The organism is Sphingomonas sp. PAMC 26617 (assembly GCF_000242835.1).
In the GTDB taxonomy this organism is placed as follows: Bacteria; Pseudomonadota; Alphaproteobacteria; order Sphingomonadales; family Sphingomonadaceae; genus Sphingomonas.
In genome coordinates this window covers 2,221,000-2,237,852 of the sequence record NZ_JH594425.1, presented here as the reverse complement: position 1 = coordinate 2,237,852, position 16,853 = coordinate 2,221,000, and the positions used below count along the sequence as shown (strand labels likewise).

The 16,853-nt window shown below is 63.3% G+C and carries 15 protein-coding genes; 6 read left to right on the top strand and 9 right to left on the bottom strand.

All coding sequences use genetic code 11. The features are described 5' to 3' along the window. Positions 1-35: 35 nt before the first annotated feature. The 3 genes from RH91_RS09845 to RH91_RS09835 all read right to left on the bottom strand — a co-directional run bounded on the left by RH91_RS09845 (position 36) and on the right by RH91_RS09835 (position 3,231). Positions 36-845, bottom strand: coding sequence for a response regulator transcription factor (locus RH91_RS09845; RefSeq protein ID WP_010162550.1), 810 nt, complete (start codon positions 843-845; stop codon positions 36-38). Positions 846-1,140: 295 nt separating this feature from the next. Further along, the gene (locus RH91_RS09840; protein ID WP_010162549.1) at positions 1,141-2,154 is read right to left on the bottom strand and encodes an inorganic phosphate transporter; all 1,014 of its coding nucleotides are present in this window, start codon (positions 2,152-2,154) and stop codon (positions 1,141-1,143) included. 12 nt (positions 2,155-2,166) lie between these two features. Continuing rightward, positions 2,167-3,231 carry a DUF47 family protein gene (locus tag RH91_RS09835; RefSeq protein WP_010162548.1) on the bottom strand — a complete coding sequence of 355 codons (1,065 nt, stop codon included), beginning with the start codon at positions 3,229-3,231 and terminating at the stop codon, positions 2,167-2,169. A gap of 80 nt (positions 3,232-3,311) precedes the next feature. On the opposite strand from RH91_RS09835, the gene RH91_RS23110 reads away from it, so the two are divergent. Further along, positions 3,312-3,476 carry a hypothetical protein gene (locus RH91_RS23110; protein WP_157136888.1) on the top strand — a complete coding sequence of 55 codons (165 nt, stop codon included), beginning with the start codon at positions 3,312-3,314 and terminating at the stop codon, positions 3,474-3,476. Positions 3,477-3,550: 74 nt separating this feature from the next. Here the strand turns inward: RH91_RS23110 and RH91_RS09830 are convergent, their stop codons facing one another. Together RH91_RS09830 and RH91_RS23105 are read right to left on the bottom strand one after the other, a co-directional pair. Further along, positions 3,551-5,185: a Na+/H+ antiporter gene (locus RH91_RS09830; protein WP_029623753.1), complete on the bottom strand. Its 1,635-nt coding sequence runs from the start codon at positions 5,183-5,185 to the stop codon at positions 3,551-3,553. A 301-nt stretch (positions 5,186-5,486) separates the two neighbouring features. Then, a complete protein-coding gene (locus RH91_RS23105) occupies positions 5,487-6,017 on the bottom strand; it encodes a hypothetical protein (protein WP_232283470.1) in 531 nt (176 codons plus the stop codon). Positions 6,018-6,047: 30 nt separating this feature from the next. On the opposite strand from RH91_RS23105, the gene RH91_RS23100 reads away from it, so the two are divergent. Further along, on the top strand, positions 6,048-6,764 hold the full coding sequence (locus tag RH91_RS23100; protein ID WP_232283469.1) for a hypothetical protein: 717 nt from the start codon (positions 6,048-6,050) through the stop codon (positions 6,762-6,764). A 359-nt stretch (positions 6,765-7,123) separates the two neighbouring features. Here RH91_RS23100 and RH91_RS09820 read toward each other — a convergent pair whose 3' ends face one another. The 3 genes from RH91_RS09820 to RH91_RS23095 form a co-directional block, all read right to left on the bottom strand. Beyond that, positions 7,124-8,332 carry a glycosyltransferase gene (locus RH91_RS09820; RefSeq protein WP_232283468.1) on the bottom strand — a complete coding sequence of 403 codons (1,209 nt, stop codon included), beginning with the start codon at positions 8,330-8,332 and terminating at the stop codon, positions 7,124-7,126. Positions 8,333-8,469: 137 nt separating this feature from the next. Beyond that, positions 8,470-9,372 carry a phosphotransferase gene (locus RH91_RS09815; RefSeq protein ID WP_010162543.1) on the bottom strand — a complete coding sequence of 301 codons (903 nt, stop codon included), beginning with the start codon at positions 9,370-9,372 and terminating at the stop codon, positions 8,470-8,472. Between the two features lie 614 nt (positions 9,373-9,986). Beyond that, positions 9,987-10,292: a hypothetical protein gene (locus RH91_RS23095; RefSeq protein ID WP_010162542.1), complete on the bottom strand. Its 306-nt coding sequence runs from the start codon at positions 10,290-10,292 to the stop codon at positions 9,987-9,989. 593 nt (positions 10,293-10,885) lie between these two features. On the opposite strand from RH91_RS23095, the gene RH91_RS09805 reads away from it, so the two are divergent. The 4 genes from RH91_RS09805 (at position 10,886) to RH91_RS21610 (ending at position 15,346) form a co-directional block, all read left to right on the top strand. Further along, positions 10,886-11,329 (top strand): Csu type fimbrial protein, encoded by a 444-nt coding sequence (locus RH91_RS09805; protein ID WP_010162541.1) that lies wholly within the window; start codon positions 10,886-10,888, stop codon positions 11,327-11,329. A 16-nt stretch (positions 11,330-11,345) separates the two neighbouring features. Beyond that, entirely contained in the window at positions 11,346-12,083 is a 738-nt protein-coding gene (locus RH91_RS09800) for a fimbrial biogenesis chaperone (protein WP_029623751.1), read from the top strand. 87 nt (positions 12,084-12,170) lie between these two features. Next, a complete protein-coding gene (locus RH91_RS09795; RefSeq protein WP_232283467.1) occupies positions 12,171-14,489 on the top strand; it encodes a fimbria/pilus outer membrane usher protein in 2,319 nt (772 codons plus the stop codon). A gap of 11 nt (positions 14,490-14,500) precedes the next feature. After that, entirely contained in the window at positions 14,501-15,346 is an 846-nt protein-coding gene (locus RH91_RS21610) for a Csu type fimbrial protein (protein ID WP_081469577.1), read from the top strand. Between the two features lie 100 nt (positions 15,347-15,446). On the opposite strand, the gene RH91_RS09785 is transcribed toward RH91_RS21610, so the two are convergent. Continuing rightward, positions 15,447-16,787, bottom strand: a complete 1,341-nt coding sequence (locus tag RH91_RS09785) for a dicarboxylate/amino acid:cation symporter (protein ID WP_010162537.1) — start codon at positions 16,785-16,787, stop codon at positions 15,447-15,449. Between the last annotated feature and the right edge of the window lie 66 nt (positions 16,788-16,853).

Genomic DNA, 16,853 nt, shown 5'->3' with positions numbered 1-16,853 from the left:
GGTGATGGCGTTGTTCCGGTCGAGGCCTACAAAGATCAGACGTCCTGGATCCGGAAGCCATGCTCGTCGCGCTGAACGTCGCGCGCCAACTGATATCCCTCGTTTCGTACCGTCCCTATCATCGACGCACCTGACGGACAGTTCCGGTCCAGAATCTTGCGCAAGCGCGTGATGATCACGTCGATGCTACGCGTGTCGGCGTGTTTGCCATTTCCAAGGGCAACCACCAGAAACGATCGAGATAGAACGCGGCGGGGTCGGCTTGCCAAGGCCAGGAATATCTCGAAGGTCGAGCCGGGAAGTTCGATCCGTTGGCCATGCGGGTTGACCAGATACCGCCGCGTAACGTTGAGATACCAGGTACCGCTCAGGTTTTGGCTAAGCTGAGGGGTAGCCGGCGCTCCCGCACATCGGCGGAAGATGGCCGCCAAGCGCGCTTTGAGCTCTGCCCCCGAAATGTCCGGCGCGATGCAGTCCGTGGCACCCCACGCGAACGCGGCGATACGGCCATTCTCGTCGGCGCGATCGGCAACCACCAGGATCGCACCCAGTCGTTCATATGGTTCCGTCGAGCGCAAGAATCGCAGGGCATTCAGGGGAACGATCGATGCATCGAACCGGACGCCGCGTTCGAGCGTATCGAGCTCCGCGAGGCCTAGCAGCGTCGTCGTGTACCGCGACGCAATCGCCTCGAAAAGAGGCGTATGCCAGTCAAGATTTGCAAGGCCTAGCAGCAACAGGTTCGGCATCCGTTGATGCATGACATTTTTGTGACAGCGGTCAAGTTGGGTTCCGTTGAACCATTCGTCAAACCCCGCGACGTCGCCATTGGCTTCCGACGGCATCGCTCTGAACCGGGTTCGATCGGGCGCGGAATAGCGATGCTACAACGACGAGGACTGCCAGCGCCGAGACGAGCAGACCAGCCGGTACAGTGACCGCGGCAACCCCAGCTTCAGCCCGTCATCCCGGTACGGCCCGAAAGCAAACCACGACAGCGCCCAGGGTTGTCATCGCAAGGGCGTCGAGCAGCATGGATCGGCTTACCTTGAGGTGCTGGGCGATCCGGTCCCGTCGCAAAAACGTGATAGATATTAGCGTTCCCGACCTACCGGACGTGTCGACGCTATCGGCTGTCCGCTATAGCAGCGTCGTCAACAGGTAGAATGTCGCCCCGACTGCCGCCGATGCCGGGATAGTGATAATCCAGGCAATCAAGACATTCTGCGCAACGCCCCAACGCACCGCCGACGCACGCCGCGCCACGCCTGCGCCGATGATGCACCCCGTGATCGTGTGCGTCGTCGAAACCGGAATGCCGAGCAGCGATGCTGCGAACACCATAACCGAACCACCGAGCGAAGCGCTGAAGCCTTGATGTTGCGATAGCTTCGTGATCCGCGACCCCATCGTTTCGATGATCTTCCACCCGCCGGTCAACGTACCGAGCCCCATAGCGATATAGCAACTGATCGCGACCCAATGCGGGACTTCGAACGCGCCGTGCAGATAACCGGTCGAGAACAACAGGACGGTGATGATCCCCATCGTCTTCTGCGCGTCGTTGAGGCCGTGGCTGAGCGAGTAGGTCCCCGAGGAGATCAAGTGGAGCGCGCGGAAGGAGCGCTCGGCGGTGCGATGGCTGGCGCGGCGGAACAGCCAGCTCGAGGCCAGCATGATGATCATCGACAGGATCATGCCGAGCACGGGCGACAGGACGATCGCGATCAGCGTCTTGTTAAGCCCGGTCCACTGCACGCCGGTAAAGCCGGCATGCGCGACGCCCGATCCGATCATCCCGCCAACCAGCGCATGGCTCGACGAGGAGGGAATGCCTTTGAGCCAAGTCACGACATTCCAGAACATCGCACCGACCAGTGCGCCAAACACCACCGCAGGCGTCACCAGATCCTTGGCGATCAGCCCCTGCCCGATCGTCGAGGCGACCGCATGAAGGCTGGGGAAAGTGATGGTCAGGAAATAGGCGGCAAAATTGAAGAAGCCCGCGAACAGCACGGCATGAACTGGCTTCAGTAAGCGCGTCGAGACGACGGTCGCGATCGAATTGGCGGCATCGTGGAGGCCGTTGAGGAAATCGAACGCCAGCGCGACGGCGACGAGGCCGATCAGCAGAGGGAAGGCAAGGGAATGCATCGGTCTGGTCGCTCAGGCGTGATCGATGACGATGCCGTCGATTTCGTTCGCGACCTGCTCGAACGCGTCGACGATCCGCTCGAGATGTTTGTAGACCTCGCGTGACACGATGAAGCCGAGCGTGTCGGTCGCGCCCATTTCCTTGAAAGCGCGCTTGACGCCTCTGGTGTGGATCTCATCCGCCTGGCTCTCCATGCGGACCATGCGTTCGGTCAACTCATGCAGCCGCGTCCCGTTGCGACCGACGTCGCGCAGCAGCGGCATCGCTTCCGCCGTCAAACGTGCGGCATCGACGATGATCGCGGCCATGTCCTTCATTTCGCTCGTGAAGCTGGTCACTTCGTACAGATCGATCGCCTGCACCGCGGACTGCATCTCGTCGATCGAATCGTCCATTGCGCCGATCAGGCTGGTGATCGCGCCGCGGTCAAACGGCGTGAGAAAGGTGCGGCGTACGGTCAGAAGCATTTCGCGGTTGATGTCGTCGGCGTCGTGCTCACGCTCGATCACCTCGCGGATATGATCGGCGGCGGCACGCGTCCCATCCTGCAGCAAGCGCGACAACGCGTCGGCCCCTGCGCCGATAGCGACGGCATGCGCTTCGAACAGTTCGAAGAAGTTGCCGGTGCGGGGCAAGAGACGCTGGAACCAGGCAAACATCGGACTGACCTTCGATTTTTGAGCTACGGTCGCCAACACACCTTTGCGATTTGCGGCGGTCTTGAATTCGGCTGGACCAAAAGAACGGATGAGATCGCGAAGATCGCTTTCGTCAACGACACTTGCGGCGTCCGGAAGGGAGAACCAGCGGCGCTCGCGCTGCGATTGCTCCTTCCACGAATCCATTTCCCGCGTGACGGCGAGCGGGAAGACATCGACGTCAAGCATCAGCGACGCGCCATTGCCCTTTCGCTTGCGATAGCGATACGAACCCAGGGGCGTCGGGCAGACGAGACCACTGACCCCCGCTTCTTCCTCGGCTTCCAGCGCCGCAGCGGCGTGCGCCGCCATCCCGACCATAGGATTGCCCTTTGGGATGACCCATCGCTTGCTTTCGCGCGACGTCACCAGGAGCACCCGCACCGATGCGTCGATTTTCGTCCCATCAGTCCGATAGGGTAATGCTGCAATTTGGCGGATCGTCGGACTCCCGTAAGATGCTCGACCGTATCGAAGAGCGACTGCCCCGCCAATCCCTTTGCACGATCAAGGTTTTGCAGGTGAATCTTCCCTGCAGCGGGCCGCCATGCGGCAAGCCATCATGGTCATGGCGGGCGCTCATGCGGTTGGCCAGCTCGAACATTGCCGCCGCTTTGGCCTGAACGGTTGGCAGAAACCGCTGCTTTCCGTGGACACCGATCCTCCGGTACCGCGGGCCCACGCTGGCGCGGGCACGCTACTTGTATCGCACCTCGAGCAGGTCCAGTTCGCGCAGAAGTTTGGCGGCAAGCTCGCTGCCCAAGCCACGTTCGCGTGCGATCGACAGGATCTCCGCACGCTCTGCGCGGACTGCGGCAAGCCGGAGTTCACGCTCGATCCGCTCGTTTTCGCGCGCCGCCTGGCTGGCGTCGTTGTCCAGGCTACGGCTTTCGATCCGTTCGCGATATCCGTCCATGATCCGCGCCGCGGCAGCGGCATAGATGTCCGCGTCTTTGCGCCCTTCGGCCAGTGCATGCTGCACGCGTTCGATCGTCTTGATCGCGGCTTCGGCAGCCGCCACGCGCGCCATGTCTTCCGCTGCCTGCTGCGAAGGCTCGGGCGGCATGGTCAGCCCTCGCAGGAGCAGCGGCAGACCGATGCTCGCAAGGACGAGCGAGCTGAGGATGATCCCCGTTGCAAGGAAGATCGCGAGCTCGCGCCCTGGGAAGGGCGTGCCGTTTCCCATCACCATCGGCAGCGTCAGCACGCCAGCGAGCGTGATCGCACCGCGCACCCCGGCAAACGACATTGCCGCGACCAGCCGCCAGGGTGGGCTAGATCCGGTTTCGCCTCCCGGGGCGCGCCGCAGCAGCGTGATGCGGAGCGAGACCCACACCCAGACGAAACGCAACGCGGCAAGGCCTGCCATGATCGCCGCGACGTACAGGGCCAGCCACCACGGACTGATATGGCCCGTCAGCGCGACGGTCTGATCGAGTCCCGAGAGTATTTCGGGTAACTGTTCCCCCAGCAGCACGAAAATCATGCCGTTGGCCGCGAACTGAATCGTGTCCCACACTGAATTACGCCGCATCCGGGTGACCGCCAGCGCCTGACGCGAAATCTCCGCGAAGCTCATCGTCACGCCCGCCGCCACCGCGGCAAGGATACCAGATGCGTGGACATGTTCGGCGATCAGATAGGCGCCAAATGGTATGAGAACGCTGATCAGGATCTGCGACCCCGTCTCTTCGCCAAAGCGGCGTGAAACCCACGCCTTCGTCCGCGTCACTGCCAGCGTCAGCGCGACGCCGACGAAGATCCCTGCCCCCGCCATCCAGAGAAAGTTCAACGCCGCCCCGGTGGCCGAAAAACTGCCCGTGAGTGCGGCGGCGATCGCGACGCGCAGGCACACCAGTCCCGATGCGTCGTTCAGCAGCGACTCCCCTTCGAGAATGTGCATCATCCGCTTCGGAATCGGAACCCGCGCGGCGATTGCCGACACCGCGATCGGGTCGGTGGGCGATATAACCGCCGCCAGCGCGAACGCCACGGCGAGCGGCATGGCCGGGATCATCCAGTGGATCAGAAAGCCCATGCCGATCACGGTCAGCAGGACCAGGCCCAACGCAAGCTCAACGACGGTCGACAGATCCTTGAACAGTGCGTCCTTTGGGATACGCCAGCCATCGAGAAACAGAAGCGGCGGCAGGAACAGGAGCATGAAGAGCTCGGGATCGAGCGCGACGCGCAAATGCGTGGCAAGACCTACGACGAATCCCAACGCGATCTGGACCAGGGGCGTCGGAACAGCCACCGGCAGCATCCGCGAGACGGCCCCGCTTACGACGACCGCAAGCAGCAGGATCAACACAATCGATACGGATTCCAAGCCTGCACTCCTGCATGGCCCAACGCCACGGCAGCGCGTGTAGCACGTCTTTCGCCCCTGAGCCGAGACGGGTTAGTGCGGCTTTGGGGCGCAAGATCAACGACTCGCGCTGATCGCACGACCTACATTCGGTCAGTCAGGATCGCTTGTCGTTCCCCACGACGATCATCATGGGATGGGCCGCCCCGGTCCCCGGCTTCGGATACGGGGCCGGCGTCAGAAGAGGAAACGCAGGGACTGATGGGTATCGCGGTCCGTGGCGTCTAAAATTGGTCCCCACTTTGGATCGCACGCTTTGCGTTTATGGATTTCGCAACACTTCGCCCTCCCGGAGCGTCGCATCAATCTGGGCAACGCGCGCGTGGAACCGGGGGTCGGCCAGTCCGCCGTACCGGCGGACGAACTCCGCGTTCGAAATGCCGTCTTCGCGGTTGGTAAGGTCCGTCGGCAACAGCGCCTCGGATGTGACGCTGCGGAGGCGGTTGGCTAAGGCCATTGCCGTTTCGGGCCGGACGGCAGCCTGCGCTACCTGATATCCGGATCGGTCGGCGGCCAGGTCGGCAAAAGAAAAGCCGGTGGGATCGCCAATCGCAAATTCGGATTGCTTGGCGAGGCTGTCCGCCAATTCCTTCCATTCTCCCATCGCTTCGGCGAGGTGGCTGCCGGTGCCCGCCGCGAGTGCCGCCGACAATGCCCAATGCATCGGCCAGTCCGAGCGTCCCCGGATCGTCGCGATCGGCCCATGCGACCCCAGCTTCGCGCGCGAGCGGCAGGCGGCGGTATCGGCCCGCGCCGTGCCGGCAAGATCGCCCGCCCGTTCGTCGACCAGCAACATGGCGAGGGCGATGAACGTCGCGCGATTATGATCTGGCGTTCCGGCATTCGGATCCGACGTCGCAAACGCGCGGTGCAAATGATCGGTCAACTCGCTCAGCGGCTGCGCGCGTTGGGCGGACGCCAGGCGGCAATAGATCCTCGCCACGAGCGCTTCGTCAACCGAGCCGCTCGGGAGACCCGCCATCTGATCGACCAGCCCGCTCTTGCGGGAGAGATGGATCTCCGCTGCGACCTGATCGTCGCTGATCGCGACCGTACGGACGAGGTGATCGAGCGGCGGCAAATCGACATGACGAAAGCGTACCGCCAGGCGACCAAGCTCGATCGTCCACCGCGCGAGCGCGCCGCGCAAGGTCAGTGCGCCAATCGTCAACCGAACCGGCGGGAAACCGATACTACGACCCTGGGTGGTCACGGCAATATTGAGCCAACGCCCGCCGAACAGACGGTGGCTTCCCGCAATGTTCAAAACGCCCCGGTCAACCGCCATTCTCAACCGGTCCGGCTGAAAACCGTGCGTTGCCATCGCACTCATCCCGTCAAGCTGCGCACGCCCGAAGTGAATGCTGCTTTGACCGTCGGGTCGATCCCGACTGGCTTTCAACTGCAGAAAGGCATCTCGACCTGCGCCGACCTGTTCGGCGGTCGGCGGCAGTCCCGCGTCGACCGTAAGGCGGCCGCTTGTGATCAACACTATGAGGATCACCAGAAGCAGCGTCATCCCTCCAGCGGCGACAAGTAAAACGCGCCCGGACCGCCGACTTGCGAAGCGACCTTTCTTTCTTTGCATCAAGCTACAAGGCGCCTTCTGTAAAACGGGGCCCGTTGGAGAGCGTGGTCAGAGCGGGCTATACCCAGGGTTACCGAAATTCTCTACAGAACCGACCGGTCATTCGACCACGCCCCTAACGGTCCAGGGACGGGCCAAGGTTTGCTATCCCGGCAGTGGCGCGTTCGGCCCCGGCCAGGTGACGTGCGACGGCCCTGCCTACCGCCGGCGGTCTGGGTCGTTCAGAGCCGGGCCCTGCTCGCCGTTCTCCCGCGTCGAAAGGAGAGTCTCGACGCGAAAGTGTTTCGACGGTGACGATTGAAGAGGCGCGTTCAGGCAGTTGATCGAGCCTCTTGCATCCACTGCAACCGGGCGCGATGCATGGCGGTCACCGTATAAGTGCGTGCCAATGCAGCGATGCTTTGAGAGAGCGCCATGCGTACATCCGGATCCGCCAGCTCTCGCAGCCTTGCGGCAAGCGATTCCGCCGAACCTTGCTCGTACAGCACCCTGGGATCAAGCCCGAGCGACCGGTAAGGCGGCGTAGCGGGACACAGCGGGATGCACCCGCGGCTGATCGCATCGAAAATCAGCCGGGGCTGCTCGTCGTTGAGGTTGGTCATCAACACGATGTCCTGACGATCGAGAAACGCGAAGAAGCCATCGGGGTAAGAAACGCCGTGGAGCATCCTGAACGCATCGATACCCGCGTGACCGGCAAGGCTCGTCAGGCGTTCGCGTTCCGCACCCTCACCTATGATGGTCAGTCCGGCGAAATGTTCCGGCCCGGCAAGCGCGAACGCCTCGATCCCGATGTGGAATCCCTTCATCGGTTCGAGCCGGCCTGCCATGCACACCCGCGCGAGGTCGACACCTCTCTGCCGTGGCGGCGCGATATCGCCCTCCTCTACCCAGCTCGCGACGCCGACATGGATCGTTCGCGCGACCGGCTCGATCAGCTTGCGGAGGCCTTCGCCCACCACGAATACCCCTGCCGACCGGCGCGCCAGCCATCGCTGCGTTGCCGTGATGTCAAAAGCCCGGATCCGCGCGCGGAGGCGGTGTGCGAGCGACTGCTTCTGCGCGTTGATGACGTTCGTACGCGCTCGATTGCTCGATATGCCGAGAAATACGGGTGTTGCGGATCGCTTCGCTACTCTCAGGATCCGCCGGGACTCCGCCGCGGCACGCCAGCCGGCCTGCCCGGTGATCTGGATGACATCGGCGCGCGCTACCGCTCCTGCCAAGACCTCCCCCGAAACTGCCCCAGACGCTGCCGGAATGACGTCGATCCGGGGATCGAGCGGCATCATTGCACCCTCGATTGCGGATTCGACATTGCACAGCACCGTCACCGCCGCGACCTGTGCCTGCGCATTCACATCTCGAGCCCATAGGTCGAGGGTGAAATAAGCCGTACCGCTTTTGACGACCGGGATCGGCGAACTGACCAGAACCTTCATCGGTTCATCCTTTAGGCCATCATCATCCAAATTCAGCACGGTGTGGTCATTTATTGGTAACCTTGATCGGGTAATCACGCTGATACATTATGGAATGGCAGCGCATGATCACCGCACTGAAAGCGGCCTTGGCGGAAGCGAGGCACCGTCGGGACCTCGCAAAACTGCAGTCCTGGGCCGAAACGCCCGTTAACGACTTCACCAGGATGCGTTGGTCAAGCGTGCGCGACCCCGCCTCGCCCAAGGCTTAGGCCGGACATCAACAGCGCATAACATTCGCTCGCCAGGGTCACGAAGCGTTCGCGGGGGAACTCCCCCAACCTGTCGCCATAGTGGCCCAGCGCCCCCAGCAGATGAGTGATCACACCGTCTTCGCCTCCCAGCGCCTCGGTATACCAGCGCAATTCGTGACAATAGCTCGCCTTCGAAATGTTGAGGGACTGTTTGAACCGGACGAGATCGTAGATCCCGTAGCCGTCGACTTCGCTCCCCGCCCAGTCGATGACCGCAAGGCTACCGTCTTCTCGTCGCATGATGTTGTTGCGCCAGAGGTCGCCGTGCATCGGAATATGCCATGGCCTGATCCTGGTTGCACGGAGACCTTGCTCGATCCGCCGCGCCGTATCGAGCAAATCGCCCGGAAGGTCTTCCATCCGGATCAGCGCCTGCATGGATTCGATAAACCGCTGAGGATCCGACGTCTCGCGCACCTTCCAGACCGCGAGTTCGCGTAGCCACGGTAGAATCTCGTCCGCGACCCGCCTTTTCTCGAAAAATCGCCCGATCCGACCCGACGCGAGCGGGTTGCACCGCGGCAGGACGATGAAGGAACGCTCGGCTAGATACCCGCTTGCAGTGATAGGCAGCAGCATCCTGCACTGAGCCTGCGGCAAGGACTGCTGGATCCGGACCATGGCAGTCCGTTGCATCTCGGCCGCCTCGGGATGCTCATGGGGCGCGACGAAAAGGACAAACGCACGATCTAAGAGAAAGATCGCCGCGCCATCAGCAACGCTCGATTCGCTTCGGATGACGTCGACTTCGTTGATTGCCCGGCCACCCGCCGGGTAGATCGCCCGCCCCAGAACATCGAGGGCAGCCGCTGTGTCGTCTGTCATGCCGCTGGGGGACGTACGCGCTAGATACTCAGCTAAAGCCATCGCCTTCCCTAACCTTAACACTATATTAACTCAACATAAAGATCGCTTGAAGAGTGCCTTAGTCTGGAACATGCAAGGACATTGCAATTTTCAGCGCACCAGCCGTCTTGGCTTGAAGGCGCGCACGCAAGCGGCCGCGACCAATGCTAGGGACCGCTACTGCTTCCTTTCGTCGCAAGTCAGCCGCTGCAAAAAGGTGGACTGGGCAAGGGAAAACCACAGCCGCTGTGACCTTGCCGGACAAGCAGTCTGTCGCGTTAGATCGAATACCACAATCGTGTCGCCGAGCTTCAGGAAGGACCCGTCTCGGGGTTGTTTTGGTCAATCACGAACAAGCATTGACGACATTATCTAGCAGAGTTGCAGGGTTGGATCCGTTAGATGCGTCCTGCCCGACCGCGTCATCCCACGGCATCGCCGACTCGGCACACGTGATCCGAATGTGACCATCAACGCAACGCCGTCCTCACTGCCCCCACGTCTCGCGCGCTCCCGACAAACGGGGATCGATGTGGAAGAAGTGCTTCGGCAGTTGCTGCTCTGGACGGGCACCCCTGCCGGGACCGGGCCCGTCAGCATGGGTCCGGGTCTATGTGCTCCTCGATCGCAGCATCGAGCAAGTCGTTCCAATCACTCCACATATCGATCCGACACGCGAGGATCGCCGCCCGCCTAGATTCGTCCAGGATGCCATCGGCCAGCCAATGCTCGGGAATGGGTCTGACGGCTTCGAGCATCGCTTCTGTGGGGCCGCGCAGGATCGAGAGGAATGATCGTGCATCCTCGAGGTACTGGGCCCAGGTCGGCGCCTCAGCACCCCGAAAGTGAACGACGGTCTCATCTCTCGCCCGTAACGCTCGCGCGACACGTTCTACCATACTCACATGCCGTCTCCAGCAAGACCGGTACACCGGTTTGCTCAACCACGGTCTCAGCGCACGACTTTGCCCGCCATGCCCTAAAAAATCATGACTTTGCCGCGGGAGATTTTAGCGGAGCGCGGCGCTGAATTCTGCCGGGGCTTTGCGGCCGCACCCTGCCGACGCCGGTGCACCGGTGTGCGAGCATGCCGCATCCGAAGAGTCTCCTCGACCAAACGCCGCCCCCAAAAGGCAGCCTTGAATAACAGATTCACCCCCCTTGGAAAACCGCAGCGTCAACACGCCCTAGGTACATGCCGATCCTTGCGACCCATGCTGGCACCCCTCACCAGAGAAGCGACGGCTCTTGTTTGTAAATTCGATGGTCGTCTTCACAGAAGCACGAGTCCAAAATCCCGGAATTCTGCGGCCCAGGAAACTATTTTCGGAATAGTTCCAAGGGTTGCGGCGTCGTGTTTTTGCTCGAACGCAGGAGCGTGTCCATGGCCGAATGTCGAGATCTTCCCGCCAACTTGATAGGTTCGTCGATGCGCGGACCAAGGCGGCGGCATGTTATTCAGTCAGCTCTGCTCGGGTTGAGCCTGGCGGGTGTGGCAGTCGCCTCGTCCGCATCGGCAGCGACCGTTACGACGACCGTCGCGGTCACCGCCACGGTTCAAGCCACCTGCCTCGTTTCCGCGACGAGCCTCGCCTTCGGGACATATGCAGGCCTCCAAGTCGATGCCACATCGACGGTGTCGGTCACCTGCACCAATACCACCCCCTATAACGTCGGCCTCAATGCCGGTCTGGCGACGGCCGCTACGGTGACGACGCGCAAGATGACTGGCCCGACGTCGGCAGTGCTGAGCTATTCGCTCTTCTCGGATACCGCCCACACTACCAATTGGGGCAGTACCGTCAGCACCGATACGCTCGCCGGCGTCGGCACCGGGGCTGTGCAGGCTCTCACCATTTATGGCCGCATCCCCGCCAGCCAGTTCGTCACTCCCGGTGCGTATACCGACACGATCACCGCGACCGTAACCTTTTGACATGGAGAACTTTGCGATGACCCTTCCGTCGATCATACGTCGTGGCGTCGCCACCGGCGCGCTTGCCGCGGCCTTGCTGGGCTTTTCCCCCGCCGCACAGGCGCAGTCGCTGGCCGTCAACCCGATCAACGTGCAGATGGGACCGGGCCAGATGGCCACGCTCTTGACCGTGATCAATCAGGGCCAAGCCGAAACCGCGATACAAATCCGCACCTTTGCCTGGAGCCAGAAGGACGGGGTCGATCTGCTCACGCCCTCGGACGACGTCGTGGCCAGCCCGCCGCTCACGGGGATCGCGCCGGGCGGCACGCAGATCGTCCGGCTCGTGCTACGCAAGCCCGTCATCGGTCAGGAGGGGACCTACCGGATCCTGCTCGACCAGATCCCGCCGGCCGCCGAAGCGGGCGTGGTGCGGATCGCGCTGCGGATGTCGATGCCGGTGTTCGCGCAGCCGACGACGCGCATCGTCCCGAAGGTCACGTTCCATGTCGAGCGCGACGCCACGGGCAGCTATCTCGTGGCGCGCAATGATGGCGCGCATCACGATGCCATTCGCGATCTGACCCTGTCGACGGGGAGCGGCAAGGCGCTGAAACTAGAAGATACCCAGCTTCCCTACGTTCTGGCTGGCGCGACACGGCGGTGGCACATTGCGCCCGACGCGGCGCTGGCAAGCGCAACGGGACCCCTCATGCTGACCGCATCGACCGAGACCGGAGTTCTGAAGCAACTGCCAGTCGCTTTCCTACCCTAATTGATGGCCGGGCCGTGGTTTCTGTTGTGGGGAGCCATTGCGTTGACCACGCCCGGACAGACATTGACGGCGCGGTCGCAAGCGTCGGTGCCAACGCCTGCACCCGCTCAGCAGACGCTGCTGCTCGACGTCTCGATCAACGGCTATCCAACCGACAAGATCGGCGCGTTCGTTCTGGACGACGGCGTCTTGCGCGCCCGCCGTGCGGAGTGGCGGGACCTTGGCGTCATGGCGCCGTCTTCAGCAACGTCGCAGGCGGATGACCTGCTGGGTCTTGCCGACCTGCCCGGCATCGCCTGGATCTTCGACGCATCGCGCCAAAGCCTGTCGATCACCGCCCCAATCGCTCGACTGGTACCCACCCTATTGAATAACGCAGAGGTCGCAGACGATACCATGTGGCCGAGCGGTTCGGGCTTCACGCTCAACTACGACATTGACGCGAGCACCGTCGGAGCCGCCCGACTGGCGAACGGGCTGTTCGAAGCACGGTTGTTCTCGCGCTGGGGGGTCGTGACCTCGGGCCTGTTGGCCAAGCTCGTCCGCGGCGGCAGCGCGCGGCGCGAGACCTCGGCGATCCGGCTCGATACGGTATACAGCTATTCGGATCGGGCGACGCTAAGGCGCTACCACATCGGAGACTTCATCACCGGGGGCCTGAGCTGGACACGCCCGGTCCGCATGGGCGGTGTCCAGATCACCGCGGATTTCTCGACGCGGCCCGATCTGATCACCTTTCCGCTGCCGTCGTTGCGCGGCGCGGCCGCGGTCCCCTCGACGGTCGACATCCTCGAAAATGGCAGCCGGCTGTTCTCGCGCGATGTCGCGGCCGGACCGTTCGAGGTCCCGCAGCTGCCCGTCATAACGGGCGCGGGGACGCTCTCGATGACCGTTCGCGATGCGCTTGGTCGCGAGGTAACAGTGACGCAGCCGTTTTATGCCAGCGCAACGTTGCTGTCGCCGGGCCTCCAGACCTTCTCGGTGCAGGCCGGCGCGGTCCGCAAGAATTGGGGCGTAAAGAGCAATGATTATGCCGGCATCGCCAGCAGCGGCACCTGGCGGCGAGGCCTGTCTGCCTCAGCGACGGCAGAGGCCAGTGTCGAGGCTACGCCCGGCTCCGCGATGGCGGGAGCCGGGCTGGTCCTCAATCTGGGGCAAGTTGCGATCTTGAACCTGGTCGCGGCGGCCAGCGCCGGCAACGACGGAACCGGGACGAAAATCGTCGCGGGACTGCAGCGCGTCGGAACGGTGTTCAGCTTCGCGGCATCGACAACGCTAGCCTCCCGCCGTTTCCGCGATATCGCCGCGACGGATGGCGATCCCGTTGCCCGGCTGCAAGTCAATGCCAGCACCGGCCTGACCTTGGGCGAGTTGGGATCGCTGGGGGTCGCCTTCGTCGCCGTCAACCGCGATGCTTACGCCAGCCTCGGCCAGACGTGCCAAGCCACGGCATTGGTACCCGACTGTATCGGCTACAGCTTGCCTGCCCAGCGAACGCGCACAATGTCTGCCAGCTACTCGGTGCAATTGGGAAAGGTCGCGCTGTATGCGACCGCCTATGGTGACTTGCGGGACAACCGCACGCGTGGCGTGATCGCGGGGCTGACCATTCCGCTCGGCCAGCGCAACACCGCCAGCGTCAGTGCAGGGGCGGGCGGCGGGGATCGCTCTGGCCAAATCGACCTCTCGCGATCGCCCATCACGATCGGGGACTGGGGCTATCGCGCCTATGCATCCGTGGGCAGCGCGCCGCATCAATTCGGGCAACTGCAATATGAGGCCCCCTGGGCCTTGCTGACCGCCGGTGCCGATCACATCGCCGGCCAGACCTCGCTACGCGGCGAGCTGCGAGGCTCGCTTTCGATCATCAATGGCGGCGTATTCGCTGCGAATGCGATCGACGATAGCTTCGCGGTGGTCGATACCGACGGCTTGCCCAACATCCGCGTACTGTACGAAAATCGCGACGTCGGCCGAACCAACGCGCGTGGCCTGTTGCTGGTCCCTGAATTGCGGGCGTTCGACCTCAACCATATCGGCATCGAAGCGACGGATGTCCCGCCAGACGTCACGCTCGATACCGACTTGCGTATCGTGCGCCCGCCGGACCACGCTGGCGTGATCGTCAAATTTCCGGCTCAGGCAAGCCACGGCGCCTTGCTCATCCTGGTCGACGCGACCGGCGTGGCGATCCCAATCGGCAGCACCGCGACCGTGCGGCAGTCCGGCGCGATCGCTCCGGTCGGGTTCGACGGGGAAACCTATGTCACCGGGTTGCAGCCGCACAACATGATCGACGTGGCGCTTCCCGACGGATCACTCTGTTCGCTGTCGTTCGACTATCAGCCGAAAGCCGGTGATCTCCCGACGGTCGGGCCGCTTTCCTGCGAGATACCGACAAAGTGATGCGGCTTCGGATGTTTTTTGCGGCTTTGGTCGTCCTGACAGCGCTTCCGGGGGCGGCCAGTGCGACCTGCGCGATCTCGACCGTGTCCGCCAATTTCGGCGTCTATTCCGGTACTGCACTGGATCCGGGTGCGGTGCCGGTCACAATCAATTGTGCGTCGGGGGAAGTCTATGATGTGGGGTTGAACGCGGGCGTCGGCCAGGGGGCGACGGTCACGACCAGGCGACTGACCGGTCCCGGTGGCGCCGTCTTGACCTATAAACTCTTCCAGGATGCCTCGCGCGCGATCGTTTGGGGGAACACCAGCGGCACCAACTCGCGATCGGGGACCGGGACGGCCAGCAAGCAGATCCTCAACATCTATCCTCGAATGGCGGCGGGTCAGTTCGTTGCTCCCGGAACCTATACCGATACGATCACGGCGCGCGCCTCGAGCGCATCCACAGTAACCACCACGTTCACCATAACGGCAATCGTCCAGGCGTCGTGCACCGTTTCTTCAGAAAGCCTCAGCTTCGGAACGTATGCGAACGTCCAGAAAGACGGCATCGCCGCCATCACGGTCACGTGCACGAACACGACTGCCTACAATCTCGGCTTGAGCATCGGCAATGGCAGCGGCGCCACGATCGCGACCCGCCGCATGACCGGCCCCTCGTCCACGGTGCTGAATTACCAGATGTTCCAGGATAGCGGCAGGACCACCAATTGGGGCAATACGATCGGCTCCAGCACGAAGACCGGAACCGGGACAGGTGTCGCCCAACGACTGTCAATCTATGCGCGCATTCCCGGCGGCCAAAATGTCCGTCCCGGAGCCTATGCCGACACGATCATCGCCACCGTGACCTACTGATCTCGCTTTGACCGCACCTTCCCGCCAGCGGTCCCGTTGCGAAGGGGTGCCGGGCATGTCGATCGAAACCGCCTGGGCTCGAACGAGACTGCTCAAAACCCTAGATCGACACCGGTTCCGGCATGGCTCCGGCACCCGCGCGCGCCCGACCGAACGCCGCGAGATCGAGGATTCCGGCGCGCTTTGCGACGATCGTGGGGACGAGCGCCTGTCCTGCGACGTTGACCGCGGTGCGCCCCATGTCGAGGATCGGGTCGATCGCGAGCAGCAGCCCCGCCCCCTCCAGCGGCAGACCGAGCGTCGAGAGCGTCAGCGTCAGCATCACGGTCGCGCCGGTCAGCCCCGCAGTCGCGGCGGAGCCGATCACCGAGACGAACGCGATCAGCCCGTAATCCGACGCATGGAGGTGCAACCCGAAGAATTGCGCAACGAAGATCGCCGACAAGGCGGGATAGATTGCCGCGCAACCGTCCATCTTGGTGGTCGCACCGAGCGGGACCGCGAAGGCGGCGTAGGCGCGCGGGACGCCGAGGCCGTGCTCGGTCACCTGCTCGGTCATCGGCAACGTCCCGACCGAGGAGCGTGAAACGAACCCGAGCTGGATCGCGGGCCAGGCGTGCCCGAAGAAGCGCAGCGGACTCAACCCGTTCGCCAGCAGCAGCAAGGGATAGACGACGAACAACACCAGCGCGAGACCGAGATAGACCGCACCTGCGAACGACCCCAGGGCCGATAGCGAGCTCCAGCCATACCGGATCACCGCATCGCCGATCAGCGCGGCGGTGCCGATCGGCGTCAGCGCGATCACCCAGCGCAGCAGCCGGCGGAAGACGATCAGCGCGGAGGCGTTGAACGCGAGGAAGCCGGCCCCGCCCTCCCCGCTGCGCACCGCCGCCGCGCCGATCGCGATCGCCGCGACGATGATCTGCAACACGTTGAACGACACCGCGGTCTTCGCGACACCGTCCTCGATCGTCGTCGCAGCACCGATCCCGAACAGGTTCACGGGCACGAGCCCCTTGAGGAAATCGAGCCAGGATCCGCTGCTCGACGGCAGCTTCGCGGCGGCGCGGTCGATCCCGGCGTGAAGCCCGGGTTCGATGACGAGCCCGAGCACGATCCCGATCGTCACCGCGATCAGCGCGGTGAACGCGAACCACAGCAAGGTCTGCACGACCAGCTTCGCGGCATTCTCGAGGTCGCGGAGCGCCGCGATCGATGCGACGATCGCGGTGAACACCAGCGGCGGCACCAGCGCCTTCAGCAACTGCACGAAGATCTGGCCGACGGTGTGAAGCGTCTCGCCCAGCGCCGTGCCCGATCCGCCGTCGAGCGCGCGTCCGACGAACCCGAGCGCCAGCCCGATTCCCATCCCCAACAGCACTTGCGCGCCAAACGGCAGGCGCAGCGCGGAACGCGAAAGCGGCGCAGGATGGGACATGAAACAGGCTCCGGTAACGTCTGGCGAAACCCGCACGCGGGACGCGCAGGACAGGGTGCGCGTCAT

Excerpts from the sequence above, each read along its gene's own strand:
- RH91_RS09785 (WP_010162537.1), bottom strand. The coding sequence starts at position 16,787 with ATGTCCCATCCTGCGCCGCTTTCGCGTTCCGCGCTGCGCCTGCCGTTT.
- RH91_RS21610 (WP_081469577.1), top strand. The coding sequence starts at position 14,501 with ATGTTTTTTGCGGCTTTGGTCGTCCTGACAGCGCTTCCGGGGGCGGCC.
- RH91_RS09815 (WP_010162543.1), bottom strand. The coding sequence starts at position 9,372 with ATGACAGACGACACAGCGGCTGCCCTCGATGTTCTGGGGCGGGCGATC.
- RH91_RS09840 (WP_010162549.1), bottom strand. The coding sequence starts at position 2,154 with ATGCATTCCCTTGCCTTCCCTCTGCTGATCGGCCTCGTCGCCGTCGCG.
- RH91_RS09800 (WP_029623751.1), top strand. The coding sequence starts at position 11,346 with ATGACCCTTCCGTCGATCATACGTCGTGGCGTCGCCACCGGCGCGCTT.
- RH91_RS23095 (WP_010162542.1), bottom strand. The coding sequence starts at position 10,292 with ATGGTAGAACGTGTCGCGCGAGCGTTACGGGCGAGAGATGAGACCGTC.
- RH91_RS23110 (WP_157136888.1), top strand. The coding sequence starts at position 3,312 with ATGCTCGACCGTATCGAAGAGCGACTGCCCCGCCAATCCCTTTGCACG.
- RH91_RS23100 (WP_232283469.1), top strand. The coding sequence starts at position 6,048 with ATGATCTGGCGTTCCGGCATTCGGATCCGACGTCGCAAACGCGCGGTG.
- RH91_RS09845 (WP_010162550.1), bottom strand. The coding sequence starts at position 845 with ATGCCGTCGGAAGCCAATGGCGACGTCGCGGGGTTTGACGAATGGTTC.